The organism is Paucibacter soli, from assembly GCF_037482845.1.
GTDB classification, from domain to species: Bacteria; Pseudomonadota; Gammaproteobacteria; order Burkholderiales; family Burkholderiaceae_C; genus Paucibacter_B; species Paucibacter_B soli.
Genome location: NZ_JBBHJW010000004.1, coordinates 21,705 through 37,928 on the forward strand (window position 1 = coordinate 21,705; position 16,224 = coordinate 37,928).

A 16,224-nucleotide genomic window follows, 5' to 3' on the forward strand; every position below is an offset into this window, starting at 1 on the left:
ATGAACCATCTTGCTGGACTGTCGGTCTTGGTGCTGGGGCTGGGCGACTCCGGCCTGGCCATGGCCGCCTGGGCCCTGCGCTACGGCGCCACGGCCACGGTGTGGGACTCGCGCGCAGAGCCGCCGCAGCTGGCGACGCTGCGCGAGCAGCTGCCGGCTGTCGAGTTCTTCCATGGCGAGCTTCCGGAATCGGCGCTCACGGGCGTGCAGCTGGTGCTGAAGAGCCCGGGCCTGTCGCCGCTGGACGCGCGCCTGCAGCCGCTCCTGAGCCTGGCGCGCGCCAGCGGCATTCCGGTGCAGGGCGAGCTGGATCTGTTTGCCCGCGCCCTGGCCGATCTCAAGGCCGAGCGCGGCTACGCGCCGGCGGTGCTGGCCATCACCGGCACCAATGGCAAGACCACCACCACCTGCATGACCGCCTTGCTGGTCGAGCGCGCCGGCAAGCGCGTGGCGGTGGCCGGCAATATCGGCCCCAGCATGCTGAGCACGCTGGCCGCGGCGCTGGACCTGGAGCCGGCCAAGGTGTCGACCGAGGCGCCGGCCGAGGCGTCGGTCGAGGAGTCGGGCGAGGAAGGGGCGTCGGTCCCGGCCGAGCAAGACCCGACCCCGGTCGATGTGCCGGCCGAGCCCGAGCCGGAAATGTCCACGCTCGACGAGCTGGACGCGCTGCTGGACGAGCAGCCGCTGCCGATCAAGCCGCCGCCGCCCAAGGGGCCGGTGTTCGAACACCTGCCCGAGGTCTGGGTGCTGGAGCTCTCCAGCTTCCAGCTCGACACCGTGCATGGCTTCGAGCCCACGGCCGCGGCGGTGCTCAACATCACCCAGGACCATCTCGACTGGCATGGCGACATGGCCGCCTATGTGCGCGCCAAGGCGCGCGTCTTTGCCGGCGAACACACACTGATGGTGATCAACCGCGACGACGCCCTGGTGGAGGCCATGGTGCCGGCGCCGGTGCTGGTCAAGCAGGGGCGCGGCCGCGCCGCCAAGCTGGCTTCGCGCGCCGTGGTTCGCTTTGGCCTGAATGCCCCCGATCATCCGGGCGACTACGGGCTCGTCAGCGAAGGCGGCATGGCCTGGCTGGTGCGCGCCCGCGAGGTCGACGAGACGCTGAAACGACGCAAGGATGAGGACGAAGAGGAAATCATCCTGCAGCGCCTCATGCCCGCCGACGCGCTGCGCGTGCGCGGGCGGCACAACGCCGCCAACGCGCTGGCGGCCCTGGCCCTGGCCAGCGCGGCCGGCTGTGAGCTGGCGCCCATGCTGCACGGCTTGCGCGATTACCGCGGCGAGCCGCACCGCGTCGAGTACGTGGCCAGCATCCGCGGCGTGGACTTTTATGACGATTCAAAGGGCACCAATGTCGGCGCCACCGTGGCCGCAATCAACGGCCTGGGCGCCGACCGCGCGCCCGCCAAGCTGGTGCTGATCTTGGGCGGCGACGGCAAGGGCCAGGACTTTGCGCCGCTGCGCGAGGGCGTGGCGCGCCATGCACGCGCGCTGGCCCTGATAGGCCGCGACGCGCTTCAGATCGAGGCCGCCTTGCAGGGCTGCGAGCTGCCCATGCAGCGTCACGACACGCTGGAGGCCGCCACCAGTTGGTGCCTGCAGCAGGCGCACAGCGGCGACAGCGTGCTGCTCAGCCCGGCCTGCGCCAGCCTGGACATGTTCCGCAACTACGGCCACCGTGCCGAGGTGTTCGTGGCCCAGGTGCATGAGCTGGCCAACGATGGGGGGCTCAGTTGATGAGCGAGACCCTGGGCCTGAAGAACCTGACGGAGCGCCTGCGCGGCCTGTTCGCCAAGGGCGAGCCCAGCGCCGCCGATGTGCCGGTGCGCGACTGGGTCTCCACCTCGGCCGGCCAGCCCACGCGCATCCAGGGCTTTGACCTGACCCTGGTGTGGGTGGTGCTGGCGCTGATGGCCCTGGGCCTGCTGATGGTCTATTCGGCCTCGATCGCGATGCCGGACAACCCGCGCTTCGCCAAATACCTGCCGACGCATTTCCTCACCCGCCATATGGTGGCGATCGGCTTCGGCCTGGTGGCCGCGCTGATCACGGTGCAGGTGCCGGTGGCGAGCTGGGAGCGCTGGGCGCCCTGGATCTTCGTGATCTCGCTGGTGATGCTGATCGCGGTGCTGATTCCCGGCCTGGGCAAGGTGGTCTATGGCGCGCGGCGCTGGATTCCGCTGGGCGTGATGAATTTCCAGCCCTCCGAGCTCACCAAGCTGGCGATCGCGATGTACGCGGCCAGCTATATGGTGCGCAAGATGGATGTGAAGGAGAACTTCTTCCAGGCCGTCTGGCCCATGGTGGTGGCGTTGGGCGTGGTGGGTGTGCTCTTGCTGGCCGAGCCGGACATGGGCGCCTTCATGGTGATCGCGGCGATCGCGATGGGCATCCTCTTCCTGGGCGGCGTGAACGGCCGCATGTTCTTCCTCATCGTGGCGGTGCTGGTGGGGGCCTTTGTGCTGATGATCACCTTCAGCGAGTTCCGCCGCGAGCGCATCTTTGCCTACCTCAACCCATGGGACGAGAAGTACGCCCAGGGCAAGGCCTACCAGCTGACGCATTCGCTGATCGCCTTCGGCCGCGGCGAGTTCTTCGGCCAGGGCCTGGGCTCCAGCCTGGAAAAGCTGCACTACCTGCCCGAGGCGCATACCGATTTCCTGCTCGCGGTGATCGGCGAGGAACTGGGCTTCGTGGGCGTGGCCCTGGTCATCATCGGCTTCTTCTGGCTCTCGCGCCGGCTCTTTCACATCGGCCGCCAGGCCGTCGCGCTGGACCGCGTGTTCGCCGGCCTCTATGCCCAGGGCATAGGCATCTGGATGGCGGCCCAGGGCTTCATCAATATGGGTGTGAACCTGGGCGCCTTGCCCACCAAGGGCCTGACCCTGCCGCTGCTCAGCTTCGGCGGCTCGGCGATTCTGATGAACTGTGTGGCGCTGGCGATTGTCTTGAGGATTGATATTGAAAACCGCCAACTCATGCGAGGAGGCCGAGCATGAGCACGCGCCACCTCGTCATCATGGCGGCCGGCACCGGCGGCCACATCATCCCGGGCCTGGCGGTGGCCGAGGAGATGAAACGGCGCGGCTGGAGCGTCAGCTGGATGGGCACCGAGACCGGCATGGAGAACAAGCTGGTGCCGGCCGCCGGCCTGCCGCTCGATCGCCTGGCCTTTGCCGGCCTGCGCGGCAAGGGGCTCAGGCATGCCTTCACCGGCCTGTTCAAGTTCCTGCGCGCCTTCGTGCAGGCGCGCACCGTGTTCGGCACGCGCAGCGCCGACGCGGTACTGGGCATGGGCGGCTATGTCTGCCTGCCCGGCGGCCTGATGGCCTGGCTGATGCGCAGGCCCTTGATGCTGGTGAATGCCGATGCGGCCATGCTGCTCTCGAACCGCGGACTCAAGGCCTTTGCGAGCCGCATCGCCTTCGGCTTTGACGGCGCCGCGGCGGCCTCCACGTCCAAGGCGGTGGTCACCGGCAATCCGGTGCGCGCCGAGATCGAGGCGATCGCCGATCCGGCCCAGCGCTTTGCCGGCCGCAGCGGCCCCTTGCGCGTGCTGGTGGTGGGCGGCTCGCTGGGTGCGCGCGCCATCAACGAGGTGCTGCCAAAGGCGCTGGCGCTATGGCCCGCCGAGCAGCGCCCCATCGTCACGCACCAGACCGGCGCCGCCAATTTTTCCAGCGTGCAGGCGGCCTACCAGGCGGCTGGCATAAGCTTGGATGAAAGGGCTGAACTGCTGCCCTTCATCGACGACATGGCCACGCGGCTGGCGGACTGCGACCTCATCATCGGCCGCGCCGGCGCGGTCACGGTGAGCGAGCTGTGCGCCGCCGGCGTGCCGGCCCTGCTGGTGCCGCTGGTGGTGGCCACCACCTCGCACCAGCGCGACAACGCCCGCTTCATGGCCCAGCACGAGGCGGCCATGCATCTGCCGCAGCAAGACCTGACACCCGCCAGGCTGCATGAATTGCTGAACGGCCTGAGCCGCGAGAGCCTGCTGGCGATGGCGCAACGCGCCCGCGCGCTTGCCCGGCCGCGTGCGGCATCGCGCGTGGCCGACGAACTCGAATCCCTGGTGAAGCCCTCATGAAGCACGCCGTCAAACACATTCATTTCGTCGGCATCGGCGGTGCCGGCATGAGCGCCATCGCCGAGGTGCTGCACAGCACCGGCTACATGGTGTCGGGCTCGGACCAGGCCGCCAGCGCCGCCACCCAGCGCCTGCAGGCCCTGGGGGTGCGGGTGCAGATCGGCCACGCCGCCGAGCACATCGCTGGCGCGCAGGCGGTGGTGACCTCCACCGCCGTGAAGGCCGACAACCCCGAGGTCATCGCCGCACGCGCCGCCAAGGTGCCGGTGGTGCAGCGCGCCCTGATGCTGGCCGAGCTGATGCGGCACAAGCAAGGCATCGCGATCGCCGGCACCCATGGCAAGACCACCACCACCTCGCTGGTGAGCTCGGTGCTGATGGAGGCCGGGGTCGATCCCAGCTTTGTGATCGGCGGCAAGCTGATGAGCGCGGGTGCGAATGCGCGCGCGGGCCAGGGCGACTTCATCGTGGTCGAGGCGGACGAGTCGGATGCCTCCTTCCTGAACCTGCTGCCGGTGCTGGCGGTCGTCACCAATATCGACGCCGACCATATGGACACCTATGGCCACGACCTCGGCCGGCTCAAGCAGGCCTTTGTCGACTTCCTGCACCGCATGCCTTTTTACGGCGCGGCGGTGCTGTGCGGCGACGACGCGGGCGTGCGTTCCATCATGCCCATGGTGTCGCGGCCCATCGTCAGCTACGGCCTGGGCGAGCACAACCAGGTGCGGGCGGTGAATGTGCAGGCCCTGGCCGGCGGGCAGATGCGCTTCACGGTGTTGCGTGCCGAGATGCCGGCGCTCGACATTACCCTGAATCTGGCCGGCCAGCACAATGTGCTGAACGCCCTGGCCGCGATCGCGGTGGCCACCGAGCTGGAGCTGCCGGATGCGGCGATGCAGGCGGCGCTGACCAAGTTCGGCGGCGTGGGTCGGCGCTTTCAGCCCTATGGCGAGCTGCCCGCCGCCGATGGCGGCCGTTTCAGCCTGATCGACGACTACGGCCACCACCCGGTCGAGATGGCCGCGGTCTTGTCGGCCGCGCGCGGTGCCTTCCCGGGCCGGCGTCTGCTGCTGGCCTTTCAACCGCACCGCTACACACGCACGCGCGACTGCTTTGCCGACTTCGTGCGCGTCATGAGCGGTTTCGATGCGGTGCTGCTGACCGAGGTCTATGCGGCCGGCGAGGCGCCGATCGCTGGCGCCACGGGGGCGGCGCTGCAGGCCGCGCTGCAGCAGGCGCAGCTGGTTCCTGAGGTTGCGGCCTTGCCGCAGGCCATCGCCGACGCCACCCGCGACGGCGATGTGGTGATCGTGATGGGGGCGGGCTCTATCGGGTCCGTGCCGGCACGAACGGTTGAACTGTTGACGACGAAGGAAGTCCGGCCATGAGCTTGGATCTTTTCAATATCGATGTGAAGGCGCTCGGCAAGGTGGCCGTGCTGGCGGGCGGCGTGTCGGCCGAGCGCGAGGTCTCGCTGACCATGTCCGGCCCCGGCGTGCTGGCGGCGCTGCGCAGCCAGGGCGTGGATGCACATGCCTTTGACCCCGCGGAGCGCGGCCTGCACGAACTCAAGGCCGAGGGCTTCGATCGCTGCTTCGTCGCGATGCACGGCCGCCACGGCGAGGACGGTACGGTGCAGGGCGCGCTGGAGTTGCTGGGCATTCCCTACACCGGCTCGGGCGTGATGGCGTCGGCGATCGCGATGGACAAGATCACCACCAAACGGCTCTGGCGCGGCGACGGTCTGCCCACGCCGCGCTGGCTCAGCCTGAAGGCCGACGAGCTGACGCGCGAGCGCGTGCGCACCATCCCCGATGAACTGGGCCTGCCGGTGTTCGTGAAGCCGCCGCACGAGGGCTCGACCATCGGCATCTCCAAGGTGATAGGTTATTCGCAGATGCAGGACGCGGTGCAGCTGGCCGCGCAGTACGACGACGAGATCCTGTGCGAGGAGTTCATCGACGGTCCCGAGTTGACCTGCCCGGTGCTGGGCGAGGGCGCCCAGGCCTTTGCGCTGCCGGTGATACAGATCGAGGCGCCCGACAGCAACTACGACTACCAGAACAAGTACTTCACCGACGGTACCCGCTACCTGATGGGCCATCTCGACCCGGCGCTGGAGCGCGAGATCCAGGCGCTGTCGGTGGCCGCGTACCGCTCGCTGGGCTGCCGCGGCTGGGGCCGTGCCGATCTGATGCTGCGCAAGCGCGACGGCAAACCCTTTCTGCTCGAGATGAACACCTCGCCGGGCATGACCTCGCATTCCCTGGTGCCCAAGTCGGCCGCCCATGCCGGTATCAGCTACGAGCAGCTGTGCCTGTGGCTGCTCAGCCGGGCGCGCCTGGACGGCAAGGTGCCCGACATTCACGGCTGCAAGACCTGACCCTCCGCCCACCATGCGCGCCCAAACGCCCATCGCCACCACCACGCCGCCAGACGTCCGTCTGATGAACGGCGTGGCGGCGCTGTTGCTGCTGGGCCTGGCCGCGGCCCTGCTGGCGCTGGCGTTGCAATGGTTGATGCGCCAGCCGGTGTTCGCGATCCGCGCCATCACCGTGGAGGGCGATGTGGCGCGCAACAGCGCGGCCTCGCTGCGCGCCAACGCCCTGCCGCGCATGAGCGGCAGTTTTCTCAGCATGAATCTGCAGGGCGCGCGCCATGCCTTCGAGGCCGTGCCCTGGGTGCGGCGCGCGGTGGTGCAGCGCGTCTGGCCCAGCCGGCTGCGCGTGCAGCTGGAGGAGCACCAACCCGCGGCCTATTGGGAAACCAAGGCCGAGGGCGCCGATGCCGACAGCGAGGCGAGCGTCGAACGCCTGCTGGTGAACAGCTTTGGCGAGCTGTTCCAGGCCAATCTGGGCGATGTCGAGGACGAGGCGCTGCCGGTGCTCTCCGGACCGGCCAATAGCTCGGCCCATATGTTGGCGCTGTGGCGCCAGCTGCAGCAGCTCAGCCGGCGGCTGGACGAGGGCGTCGAGCGGCTCGATCTGTCCGGCCGTGGCTCCTGGCGCGTGCATCTGGACAAGGGCGCCGTGATCGAGTTGGGCCGCGGCAGCGATGCCGAGGTGCTGGCGCGCTACGCCCAGTTCGTCGCCAGCATCACCCAAATCACCTCGCGCTACCAAACCCCCTTGCTCTCGGCCGACCTGCGCCATGGCGATGGTTATGCGGTGCGGCTGCGCGGAGTTTCCACCACCCCCACCCCACCCAAGGGTGGCGCAAAGAAAAAATAAGGACCGAGCATGGCCAAGGAATACAAGGATTTGGTCGTTGGACTGGATATCGGCACCGCCAAGATCATGGCGGTGGTGGCCGAGGTCATGGGCAATGGCGAATTGCGCATCGCGGGCCTGGGCGTGGCGCCCTCGCATGGTTTGAAGCGCGGGGTGGTGGTGAATATCGACGCGACCGTGCAGTCCATCCAGCAGGCCCTGAAAGAGGCCGAAATGATGGCCGACTGCAAGATATCTAGGGTTTTCACGGGGATTACCGGCAGCCATATTCGCGGCCAGAACTCCACCGGCATGGTGATCGTGCGCGACAAGGAGGTCACGCCGGTGGATGTGGCGCGCGTGGTGGAAACCGCCAAGGCCATCAATATTCCCAACGACCAGCGCCTCTTGCTGGTGGAACCGCAGGAATTCGTCATCGACGGCCACGAGGTGAAGGAACCCATTGGTATGTCGGGCGGGCGCCTGGAGGTGAAGGTGCATATCGTCACCGGCGCCCAGAGCGCGGCCGAAAACATCGTCAAATGCGTGCGCCGCTGCGGCCTGGAAGTCGACCAGCTGGTGCTGAATCCGAGCGCCTCCAGCCTGGCCGGCCTGACCTCGGACGAGCGCGACCTGGGCGTGGCCCTGGTCGATATCGGCGCCGGCACCACCGATGTGGCGATCTTCACCGGCGGCTCGATCCGCCATACCGCGGTGATCCCGATTGCCGGCGACCTGATCACCAGCGATATCGCGATGGCGCTGCGCACGCCCACCAAGGATGCCGAGGAAATCAAGGTCGAGCATGGCGTGGCCAAGCAGCTGCTGGCCGACCCCGCCGATCAGGTGGAGGTGCCGGGCCTGGGCGACCGCGCCCCGCGCATGCTTTCAAAACAAGCACTTGCCGGCGTTATTGAACCCCGTGTCGAGGAAATATTCTCGCTGGTGCACCAGGTCATACGTGAATCCGGGTATGAGGAGCTGCTCTCCTCGGGGATTGTGCTGACGGGCGGCGCCTCGGTCATGCCGGGTATGGTGGAGCTGGCCGAGGACATATTCCTCAAACCCGTGCGGCGCGGCAACCCGACCTATAACGGCGCGCTCTTCGACATGGTTTCGAATCCACGCTCGGCGACCGTGATGGGGCTGCTGGAAGAGGCGCGCCTGTCGCGCACCCGGGGTTTGAAGGCGGCGCAGCAGGCGGGCTCGGTGAAGACCCTGTTCGGGCGCGCCAGGGATTGGTTTCTGGGGAATTTCTAGAGTTTCGGCGGGCGCGCCCGGCAGAGCGTGGCGCCAAGGATTCAAATGCCCAAGTTTCTTGGGCAGAGAGTGTAAAAGAGGGTCATCCCTGTAGTTTTTCACTGCTGTCAAATGCACAATTGCTGATGGAGGTATGTTATGGCGATCGAAATGATTGAAGAGTTTGACCAGGGCACGCAAATCAAGGTGATTGGTGTTGGCGGCGGCGGCGGCAATGCCGTCGAGCACATGATCAGCCAAGGCGTTCAGGGCGTGGAATTCATCTGCGCCAACACCGATGCCCAGGCGCTCAATCGTTCCAAGGCCGACCAGCTCCTGCAGCTCGGTTCCACCGGCCTGGGCGCTGGCGCCAAGCCCGAGATGGGCAAGTCCGCGGCCGAAGAGGCCGAGGCCCGCATCCGCGAGGCCATCCAGGGCGCCAACATGCTCTTCATCACCGCCGGCATGGGCGGTGGTACCGGCACCGGCGCCGCGCCGGTGATCGCCCGCGTGGCCAAGGAAATGGGCATCCTCACCGTCGGTGTGGTGACCAAGCCCTTCGAATTCGAAGGCACGCGCCGCACCAAGGCGGCCGACCACGGCCTGGCCGAGCTGGAAGCGAATGTCGATTCGCTCATCGTGGTGCTGAACGACAAGCTGCTCGATGTGCTGGGCGAAGACGTCACCCAGGACCAGGCCTTCGCGCATGCCAACGACGTGCTGAAGAACGCCGTTGGCGGCATCTCCGACATCATCCACATCCCCGGCCTGGTGAACGTCGACTTCGAAGACGTCAAGACGGTGATGAGCGAGCCCGGCAAGGCCATGATGGGCACGGCACAGGCCACCGGCCCGGACCGCGCCAACAAGGCGGCTGACGCTGCGGTTGCCTGCCCGCTGCTGGAAGGCATCGACCTCTCGGGCGCGCGCGGCGTGCTGGTGCTGATCGCCGCCAGCCGTGCCAACTTCAAGCTGAGCGAGTCGCGCAATGCGATGAACACGATACGCCGCTATGCGGCCGACGACGCCCATGTGATTTACGGCACCGCCTACGACGAGAGCCTGGGCGATGCCTTGCGCGTCACCGTCATCGCCACCGGCCTGAGCTCGCAGCGCGCGCGCCAGCAGGCTCCGCTGCAGGTGGTGCAGCAACAGGCCACGCTGCGCACCGGCACCGACAATATGCCGGTGCTGACCCAGCCGGTGATGATGGGCAACAGCATGGCGGCGCCCGCGGGCAATGCCATGGGCGGCAATGGCAACAACGACTTCGGCGGCATGAGCGTGCCCAGCGTCTGGCGCCATGGCCGCACCGCCGCGGCCAAGGTCGAGGCGCTGTCGTCCAACGGTATGGACGAAATCGAGATCCCGGCCTTCCTGCGCAAACAAGCCGACTGAGGACCGAGTGAGGTCCACTGCGGACCTCGCGACGCCTCAGGAGGGCCTGGGCGCGTCGCGCGCGGCCAGGCCGATTGAGGGCCGGGCGAGGGACTACCTGAGTTTTTTTTCTCTCGCCTGCATTCGCCTGCTGGCTTTTTGCCTGCTGGGCCTGGGCGCAGCCGCGCGTGCGCAATCGGGGGGGCATGCCGCCCAGGCCGAGTTGGCCGTCTCCGACTGGTCGCGCCAGGACCTCAAGGCCTGGTGGGCCGGCCTGCGCGCGATCGACGGCGCCCAGGGCGGGCTGCCCGCGCATCTGCAGCCGCCCAGCGATCCCAAGGCCTGGCAGCCGGTGCGCCTGCCCGATGTGCAGGAAACCCCGCGCGCCAGCGGCGAGGAACAGCATCCCGCCTACCAGATGCGCTGGTACCGGCTGCGTTACGAGCCCGAGCAGGAACGCTGGCCCACCAGCCTGGCGCTCTATATGCCGCGCCTGGTCACGCTGGCGGCGGCGGTGCTGGTGCGCACCGACGAGGGCTGGCGCCCGGTGTTCGACAACCAGAACGGGGCGCGCGAGCAATGGGTGCGGCCGCTGTGGGTGGTGCTGCCCGCGGCGCTGAGCGATCTGCACAAGGGCCGGGCGATCGAGCTGGTGGTGGCGGCGCCGGTCCATACCGGCAGCCTGTTCGCCGTCTCCAGCGCCAGGCTGGGCCCGCGCGATGAGCTGGAGCCTGCTTACAACTGGCGCTGGGGCCTGCAGATCGGCGTGCCCCTGGCCACCGGCATGACGCTGATCGTGCTGGGCGCCTTTGCCCTCAGCCTTTGGCTCAAGCGCCGCGACGAGCCCGCCTATCTGCTGTTCGCGCTGGCCTGCCTGGCCTGGCTGTTCCGCAATCTGCACTATTCGATGGACATGCCCAGCAGCAAGCTGGCGCTGGACTGGTTCTGGTGGGCCACCCATGCCTCGATGGCCTGGGTGATGCTGCTGATCTTCATGTTCACGCTGCGCTTTGCGCACCGGCGCTTTGCGCGCTTCGAGCTGGGCCTGGGGGCCTTTGTGCTGGCCAGCAGCCTGCTCTCGGTGCCGGTGATGGGGCGGCTCTACGACAGCGTGGTGGTGCTGCACCTCGCGAACGCGGTGGTGGGTACGCTCGGCACGGCCTTCGTGGTGCGCGTGGCCTGGCGCGAGGGCAGCGCGGAGCTGCGCTGGATCTCGCTGAGCCTGGTGGCCGGCCTGCTGCTGGGCCTGCACGATCTGGGCATGCTGGCGGGCTGGTGGGGCGCCGAGCACATCTATCTGATGCCCTTCTCCACGCTGATCGTGCTGGCCGGTTTTCTGTATGCGGTGCAGTGCCGCTATGTCGACGCGCTGGGCCAGGCCGAGTCCGCCAATGAGCAGCTCGCGCAACGCCTGGTGGCGCAGGGCACGGCGCTGCAGAGCCAGCACGACCGGCTGCGCGAATCCGAGCGCCAGCAGGCCCTGCTGGTAGAGCGCCAGCGCCTCATGCAGGACATGCACGACGGCCTGGGCTCCTCGCTGCTCTCGGCCATGGTGGCGGTGGGCCAGGGCACGATGGAGCAGGACCAGGTGGTGGAGGTGCTGCGCGAATGCGTGGACGATCTGCGCCTGGTGATCGATTCGCTCGAGCCGGTGGGCCACGACCTGGTGTCGCTGCTGGCCACCATGCGCTACCGCCTCGGCAAGCGCCTGCATGCCGGCGGCCTCAAGCTCGAATGGGATGTGCACGACCTGCCCCAGCTCGACTGGCTGGAACCCCCCGACGCCCTGCATGTGCTGCGCCTGATGCAGGAGGCGCTTAACAATGCGCTCAAGCATGCGCGCGCCACGCGCGTGCGCATCGTCACGCGCGATCTGGGCGGCAAGATCGAGATCCGCGTGGAGGACGATGGCGAGGGTTTCGACACCGAGACGGTGCAACGCGGCCGCGGACTGCGCGGCCTGCAAAAGCGCGCCCGCCATCTGGGCGGCAGCCTGCGGGTGGAAAGCAGCCCCGGCCATGGCACGGTGATGACGCTGCGCCTGCCGGTGAATCGCGATTCCCGTGAGCCGCTCGATGACCCGCCGCCCGCATGAAAAAGGTTCTTCGCCGATGTGCGGGGAAGATGAAGGCGCAGCCATGGGCCGCAACTGCTAATTTGATGTTGTCGAGACAGCAGATGGCAGGAGGGCAGCCATGGCCGCAGCCCAGTGTATTTCTCGCCTCGGAGCCTGGGAAGGCTATGAAGTGGAGAGCGACGAAGAGGTCCGCCGCCGTGGTGTGCCCTGGTGCATCATCAAGCTCAAGCCCATCACGCCGGCGAGGCGCTGTTGCAGTGGATGTGGCGAGTGGGTCGAGTCCGTGCATGACCTGCAGCCGCGACGACTGCGCGACCTGCCTATCTTCGAGACGCCGGTCGAGCTGATCGTGCCGCGCGTTCGCCTGCTGTGCCCTCACTGCGGCCCCAAGCTGGAACACCTGTCATGGCTGGAGCCGTACTCGCGCGTGACGGTGCGGCTGGCTGCGAGTGTGGCGAGGCTGTGCAAGCTGATGTCGATCCGGCACGCGGCCGAGTTCTACGGGCTGGCCTGGACGACGGTCAAGCGCATCGATAAGCGTCACCTTGAGCGTGAGCTCGGCCCCGTCGATCTCGAAGGCGTGCAGGTGATCGCCATGGATGAGTTTGCGATCCACAAGGGTCATCGCTACGCGACGGTGATCGTTGAGCCCTACCGCAAGCGCGTGCTGTGGCTCGGCCTGGGCCGGGGGCGCAAAGACGTCCGCCCGTTTTTTGAACTGCTGGGGCCAACTGGGCGAGCTGCCCTGCAGGCCGTGGCCATGGACATGAACGAGGGCTATGCGCAGGAGGTGCGCGCGCAATGCCCGGCCGCCAAGATCGTCTACGACCTGTTCCACGTCGTCGCCAAGTACGGGCGCCAGGTGATCGACCGGGTTCGCGTTGACGAAGCAAACCGGTTGCACCATGACAAACCGGCACGCAAGCTGGTCAAGACAGCGCGATGGCTGCTGGCACGCAACCCCGAGAACGTCACCCGACCCGAAGACCAGATCCGGCTGCGCGAGCTGCTCGCCAACAACCGCGCCTTGTTCATCGTGTACGTGATGAAGGATGACCTCAAGGCGCTATGGAGCTACCGCCACACGGGCTATGCCGAGCGCTTCTGGAAGCAGTGGCACCACCGCGCCATGCACAGCCGCATCGCCCCGCTCAAGACCTTCGCTCGCAACCTCAACGGCTACTTGCCCGGGATCCTGTCGCATTGCCGTTGGCCGCTGGGCACCAACCTCGTCGAGGGCATCAACAACAAGATCAAGGTCATCAAGCGCATGGCCTACGGCTACCGCGACGACGACTACTTCTTCCTCAAGATCCGGGCCGCGTTCCCCGGAGATCGGCGATGAACCATGAAAAAGCCGAATCGGGGAGAATCCCGGCCATCATGATGCTGAAGCAAAGAACCCTCAAGTCGCTGACCCGTGCCGTCGGCGTGGGCATACACAGCGGCCAGAAGGTCGAGATCACGCTGCGGCCCGCCGCACCCAATACCGGCATCGTGTTCCGCCGTGTCGACCTGGCCACGCCGGTGGACATCCCGGTGCGCGCCGACACCGTCTGCGACACCCGCATGGCCACCACCGTCAGCCCCGGCGGCGACCCCGGCGCGCCCAAGGTGCAGACCATCGAACACCTGCTCTCGGCCTGCGCCGGTCTTGGCATCGACAACCTCTATGTCGACATCAACGCCGACGAGGTGCCGGTGCTGGATGGCTCGGCCGCCAGCTTCGTGTTCCTGCTGCAAAGCGCCGGCATCGAGCTACAAAACGCACCCAAGCGCTTTCTGCGCGTGAAGAAGACGGTGGAGGCGCGTCAGGGCGAGGGCAAGCGCCTGATGTGGGCCAGGCTGGAGCCGCACCATGGCTACACGCTCTCGTTCCAGATCGAGTTCGACAACCCGGCGGTCTCGGCCACCGGCCAGCACTATGTGTTCGACATGGGCAGCGGCCAGTACAAGAAGGAGATCTCGCGCGCGCGCACCTTCGGCATGACCAAGGATATCGAGCTGATGCGTTCGCGCGGCCTCACCCTGGGCGGCGCGATGGACAACGCCATCGTGGTGGACGACTACCGCGTGCTGAATGCCGACGGCCTGCGCTACGACGACGAGTTCGTCAAGCACAAGATCCTCGACGCCATCGGAGACATGCATGTGGCCGGTTATCCGCTGCTGGCGGCTTATACCTCGTTCAAGGGCGGGCATGCGCTCAACAACAAGCTGCTGCGCGCCCTGTTGGCCGACCAGAGCGCCTACGACATCGTCACGTTCGATGACGAGGCCGAGGCCCCGCGCGGCTTCGCCGAGCTGGCGCCGGCCTGGTAGGGACTGACCCCGCAGATGATGGTCTTCCGCCTCCTCATCGGCCTCTTGATGGCGGCCAGCATTCTCTGCTTCGCGATGTATATCGGCACGCGCCAGGACCGTTGGCGCCGCCGCGGCGTGCTGATCGTCAAATGGACGGTGATCGCCGGCCTGGGCTTTTTCGCCGTGCTGGTGCTGGAGCGACTAGCCCTGCTCCTCTAGCGACTGCAGTTGCACCAGGCGCTGGTAGAGCCCGCCCTCCAGCGCCATCAGCTCGGCATGCCGGCCGCGCTCCACCAGGCGGCCATGGTTCAGCACCACGATCTGGTCGGCCTCGCGGATGGTGGAGAGGCGGTGCGCGATCGCCACGATGGTGACGCGGCCGCGCAGCGCCAGCAGCGCCTCGCTGATGAGCGCCTCGGTGGCGCTGTCGATATTGGAGGTGGCCTCGTCCAGGAACAGCATGCGCGGCGCGCCAGCGAGCGCGCGCGCCATCGCGATCAGCTGCTTCTGGCCGGTGGAGACGCGCGCGCCGCCCTCGCCCAGCAGGGTGTCGTAGCCCTGCGGCAGGCTCAGCAGGAAGTCGTGGATGCGCGCCGCCTTGGCGGCCTCGACGATGGCGTGCTCGCTGATGTCGCGCCCCATCGCGATGTTGGCGCGCGCGCTGGCCGCCATCAGCGTAGGCTCCTGCGGCACCAGGCCCACGGCGGCACGGAAGGCCGCATCGGGCAGGCTTTCCAGCGCCAGGCCGTCGATGCATATGCTGCCCGGCGCGCTGGTATAGAAGCGCAGCAGCAGCGACAGCAGGGTCGACTTGCCCGAGCCGGTGTGGCCCACGATGCCGATGAACTCGCCGGCGCGGATCTCCAGGTTGATGTCCTGCAGCACCAGGCGCGGCGCCTGGTAGGCAAAGCTCAGCTCCCGCACCGATATCTCGCCGCGCGTGATGGCCAGGCCGGCCTGGCTGGCGTCGTCGGCCACGCGCTCCTGCAGCAGGCTGCGCACGCGCGAGGCCGCCACCATGGACTGCTGCAGCTGGCCGAACTGCATGGTGATCTGGATCAGCGGCTCGACCACGCGCGAGATATAGCTGAGGAAGGCATACAGCAGACCCACCTCGACGCCCGACATCTCGCGCCGACCGAAGCCGTAGATCACCGTCACCAAGAGCGTCACGTTGAGCAGGTCCAGCGCCGGGCGCAGCAGCCAGGCATTGGCGCGCAGTTCGGCCACGCGCGCGCCCAGGTGCTCGGCGTTGATGCGGCCGAAGCGCTGGGCAAAGCGCGCGCCCGCGCCGGCCGCCTGCAGCACCGCCATGCCGGCGATGCTCTCGGCCATCTGGGCGTTGATGTCGCTGCGCAGCTGGCGGCTGCGCTGCACCGCCGGTGCGCTCCAGCGCTGGTAGAGCCAGATGATGGCCACGCTGGCCGGCACCAGGGCCGCCACGATCAGCATCAGACGCAGGTCCAGCCAGGCCATCGCCACCATCGAGCCCAGCACCACGATGCTCGAATCGAGCATCACATAGAGCACCTGGCGGTAGAGCGTGTTGACGGCCTCGGTGTCGTTGGTGACGCGGCTCACCAGCTGGCCGGTGATGGCGCGGTCGAAGAAGGCCATGGGCAGCGCCAGCACATGGGCAAACACCTGCTCGCGCAGGCGCAGCACCGAGCGCCGCGCCACCCCGGCCATGCGCGCCAGCTGGGCATAGCGTATCCAGCTGGAGGCCCAGCCGCACAACATCAGGGTCAGCAGCAGCCCGGCCATGGCGGCCACGTCGAAGCGGCGCGGCAGCAGGTACTGGTCGATATAGCGCTTGCCGAGCATGGGCCCCAGCGCTTCGAGGCCGGCGGCGCCCAGCAGCCACAGCAGGCCCCAGGCGAGCGCGCGGCGTTCCGGGCGCGCGGCCTGCATCAAGA

Annotated in this window: 13 protein-coding genes; 12 read left to right on the forward strand and 1 reads right to left on the reverse strand. The window is 67.7% G+C overall.

Features of this window, described 5'->3' with window-relative positions:
- The 12 genes from murD to WG898_RS10020 all read left to right on the forward strand — a co-directional run bounded on the left by murD (nt 1) and on the right by WG898_RS10020 (nt 14,527).
- A complete protein-coding gene (murD, locus tag WG898_RS09965; protein WP_339602633.1) occupies nt 1-1,746 on the forward strand; it encodes a UDP-N-acetylmuramoyl-L-alanine--D-glutamate ligase in 1,746 nt (581 codons plus the stop codon).
- The gene (gene ftsW, locus WG898_RS09970; RefSeq protein ID WP_339602634.1) at nt 1,746-3,008 is read left to right on the forward strand and encodes a putative lipid II flippase FtsW; all 1,263 of its coding nucleotides are present in this window, start codon (nt 1,746-1,748) and stop codon (nt 3,006-3,008) included. Before murD ends, ftsW begins: the two co-directional genes overlap by 1 nt.
- Nucleotides 3,005-4,099, forward strand: a complete 1,095-nt coding sequence (gene murG / locus WG898_RS09975; protein WP_339602635.1) for an undecaprenyldiphospho-muramoylpentapeptide beta-N-acetylglucosaminyltransferase — start codon at nt 3,005-3,007, stop codon at nt 4,097-4,099. Before ftsW ends, murG begins: the two co-directional genes overlap by 4 nt.
- Nucleotides 4,096-5,490, forward strand: coding sequence for a UDP-N-acetylmuramate--L-alanine ligase (murC, locus tag WG898_RS09980; RefSeq protein ID WP_339602636.1), 1,395 nt, complete (start codon nt 4,096-4,098; stop codon nt 5,488-5,490). Before murG ends, murC begins: the two co-directional genes overlap by 4 nt.
- Complete coding sequence (locus tag WG898_RS09985; RefSeq protein WP_339602637.1) at nt 5,487-6,485, forward strand: D-alanine--D-alanine ligase; 999 nt, start codon at nt 5,487-5,489, stop codon at nt 6,483-6,485. Before murC ends, WG898_RS09985 begins: the two co-directional genes overlap by 4 nt.
- 13 nt (nt 6,486-6,498) lie before the next feature.
- On the forward strand, nt 6,499-7,332 hold the full coding sequence (locus WG898_RS09990; RefSeq protein ID WP_339602638.1) for a cell division protein FtsQ/DivIB: 834 nt from the start codon (nt 6,499-6,501) through the stop codon (nt 7,330-7,332).
- Between the two features lie 9 nt (nt 7,333-7,341).
- A complete protein-coding gene (ftsA, locus tag WG898_RS09995) occupies nt 7,342-8,571 on the forward strand; it encodes a cell division protein FtsA (protein ID WP_285233477.1) in 1,230 nt (409 codons plus the stop codon).
- Nucleotides 8,572-8,709: 138 nt separating this feature from the next.
- Nucleotides 8,710-9,948: a cell division protein FtsZ gene (gene ftsZ, locus WG898_RS10000; RefSeq protein ID WP_339602639.1), complete on the forward strand. Its 1,239-nt coding sequence runs from the start codon at nt 8,710-8,712 to the stop codon at nt 9,946-9,948.
- A 7-nt stretch (nt 9,949-9,955) separates the two neighbouring features.
- The gene (locus tag WG898_RS10005; RefSeq protein ID WP_339602640.1) at nt 9,956-12,022 is read left to right on the forward strand and encodes a sensor histidine kinase; all 2,067 of its coding nucleotides are present in this window, start codon (nt 9,956-9,958) and stop codon (nt 12,020-12,022) included.
- A gap of 100 nt (nt 12,023-12,122) precedes the next feature.
- Nucleotides 12,123-13,349: an ISL3 family transposase gene (locus WG898_RS10010; protein WP_339602641.1), complete on the forward strand. Its 1,227-nt coding sequence runs from the start codon at nt 12,123-12,125 to the stop codon at nt 13,347-13,349.
- A gap of 41 nt (nt 13,350-13,390) precedes the next feature.
- Nucleotides 13,391-14,326 (forward strand): UDP-3-O-acyl-N-acetylglucosamine deacetylase, encoded by a 936-nt coding sequence (gene lpxC, locus WG898_RS10015; protein WP_339602958.1) that lies wholly within the window; start codon nt 13,391-13,393, stop codon nt 14,324-14,326.
- Nucleotides 14,327-14,341: 15 nt separating this feature from the next.
- Nucleotides 14,342-14,527, forward strand: a complete 186-nt coding sequence (locus tag WG898_RS10020) for a hypothetical protein (RefSeq protein WP_339602642.1) — start codon at nt 14,342-14,344, stop codon at nt 14,525-14,527.
- On the opposite strand, the gene WG898_RS10025 is transcribed toward WG898_RS10020, so the two are convergent.
- A complete protein-coding gene (locus tag WG898_RS10025; protein WP_339602959.1) occupies nt 14,510-16,219 on the reverse strand; it encodes an ABC transporter ATP-binding protein in 1,710 nt (569 codons plus the stop codon). The genes WG898_RS10020 and WG898_RS10025 overlap by 18 nt on opposite strands.
- Between the last annotated feature and the right edge of the window lie 5 nt (nt 16,220-16,224).

Bases quoted from the DNA above. Each gene is read 5' to 3' on its own strand.
- lpxC (WP_339602958.1), top strand. From the start codon at position 13,391: ATGCTGAAGCAAAGAACCCTCAAGTCGCTGACCCGTGCCGTCGGCGTG.
- WG898_RS10010 (WP_339602641.1), top strand. From the start codon at position 12,123: ATGGCCGCAGCCCAGTGTATTTCTCGCCTCGGAGCCTGGGAAGGCTAT.
- murG (WP_339602635.1), top strand. From the start codon at position 3,005: ATGAGCACGCGCCACCTCGTCATCATGGCGGCCGGCACCGGCGGCCAC.
- WG898_RS10025 (WP_339602959.1), bottom strand. From the start codon at position 16,219: ATGCAGGCCGCGCGCCCGGAACGCCGCGCGCTCGCCTGGGGCCTGCTG.
- ftsZ (WP_339602639.1), top strand. From the start codon at position 8,710: ATGGCGATCGAAATGATTGAAGAGTTTGACCAGGGCACGCAAATCAAG.
- WG898_RS09990 (WP_339602638.1), top strand. From the start codon at position 6,499: ATGCGCGCCCAAACGCCCATCGCCACCACCACGCCGCCAGACGTCCGT.
- WG898_RS09985 (WP_339602637.1), top strand. From the start codon at position 5,487: ATGAGCTTGGATCTTTTCAATATCGATGTGAAGGCGCTCGGCAAGGTG.
- WG898_RS10020 (WP_339602642.1), top strand. From the start codon at position 14,342: ATGATGGTCTTCCGCCTCCTCATCGGCCTCTTGATGGCGGCCAGCATT.
- ftsA (WP_285233477.1), top strand. From the start codon at position 7,342: ATGGCCAAGGAATACAAGGATTTGGTCGTTGGACTGGATATCGGCACC.
- murC (WP_339602636.1), top strand. From the start codon at position 4,096: ATGAAGCACGCCGTCAAACACATTCATTTCGTCGGCATCGGCGGTGCC.
- murD (WP_339602633.1), top strand. From the start codon at position 1: ATGAACCATCTTGCTGGACTGTCGGTCTTGGTGCTGGGGCTGGGCGAC.
- ftsW (WP_339602634.1), top strand. From the start codon at position 1,746: ATGAGCGAGACCCTGGGCCTGAAGAACCTGACGGAGCGCCTGCGCGGC.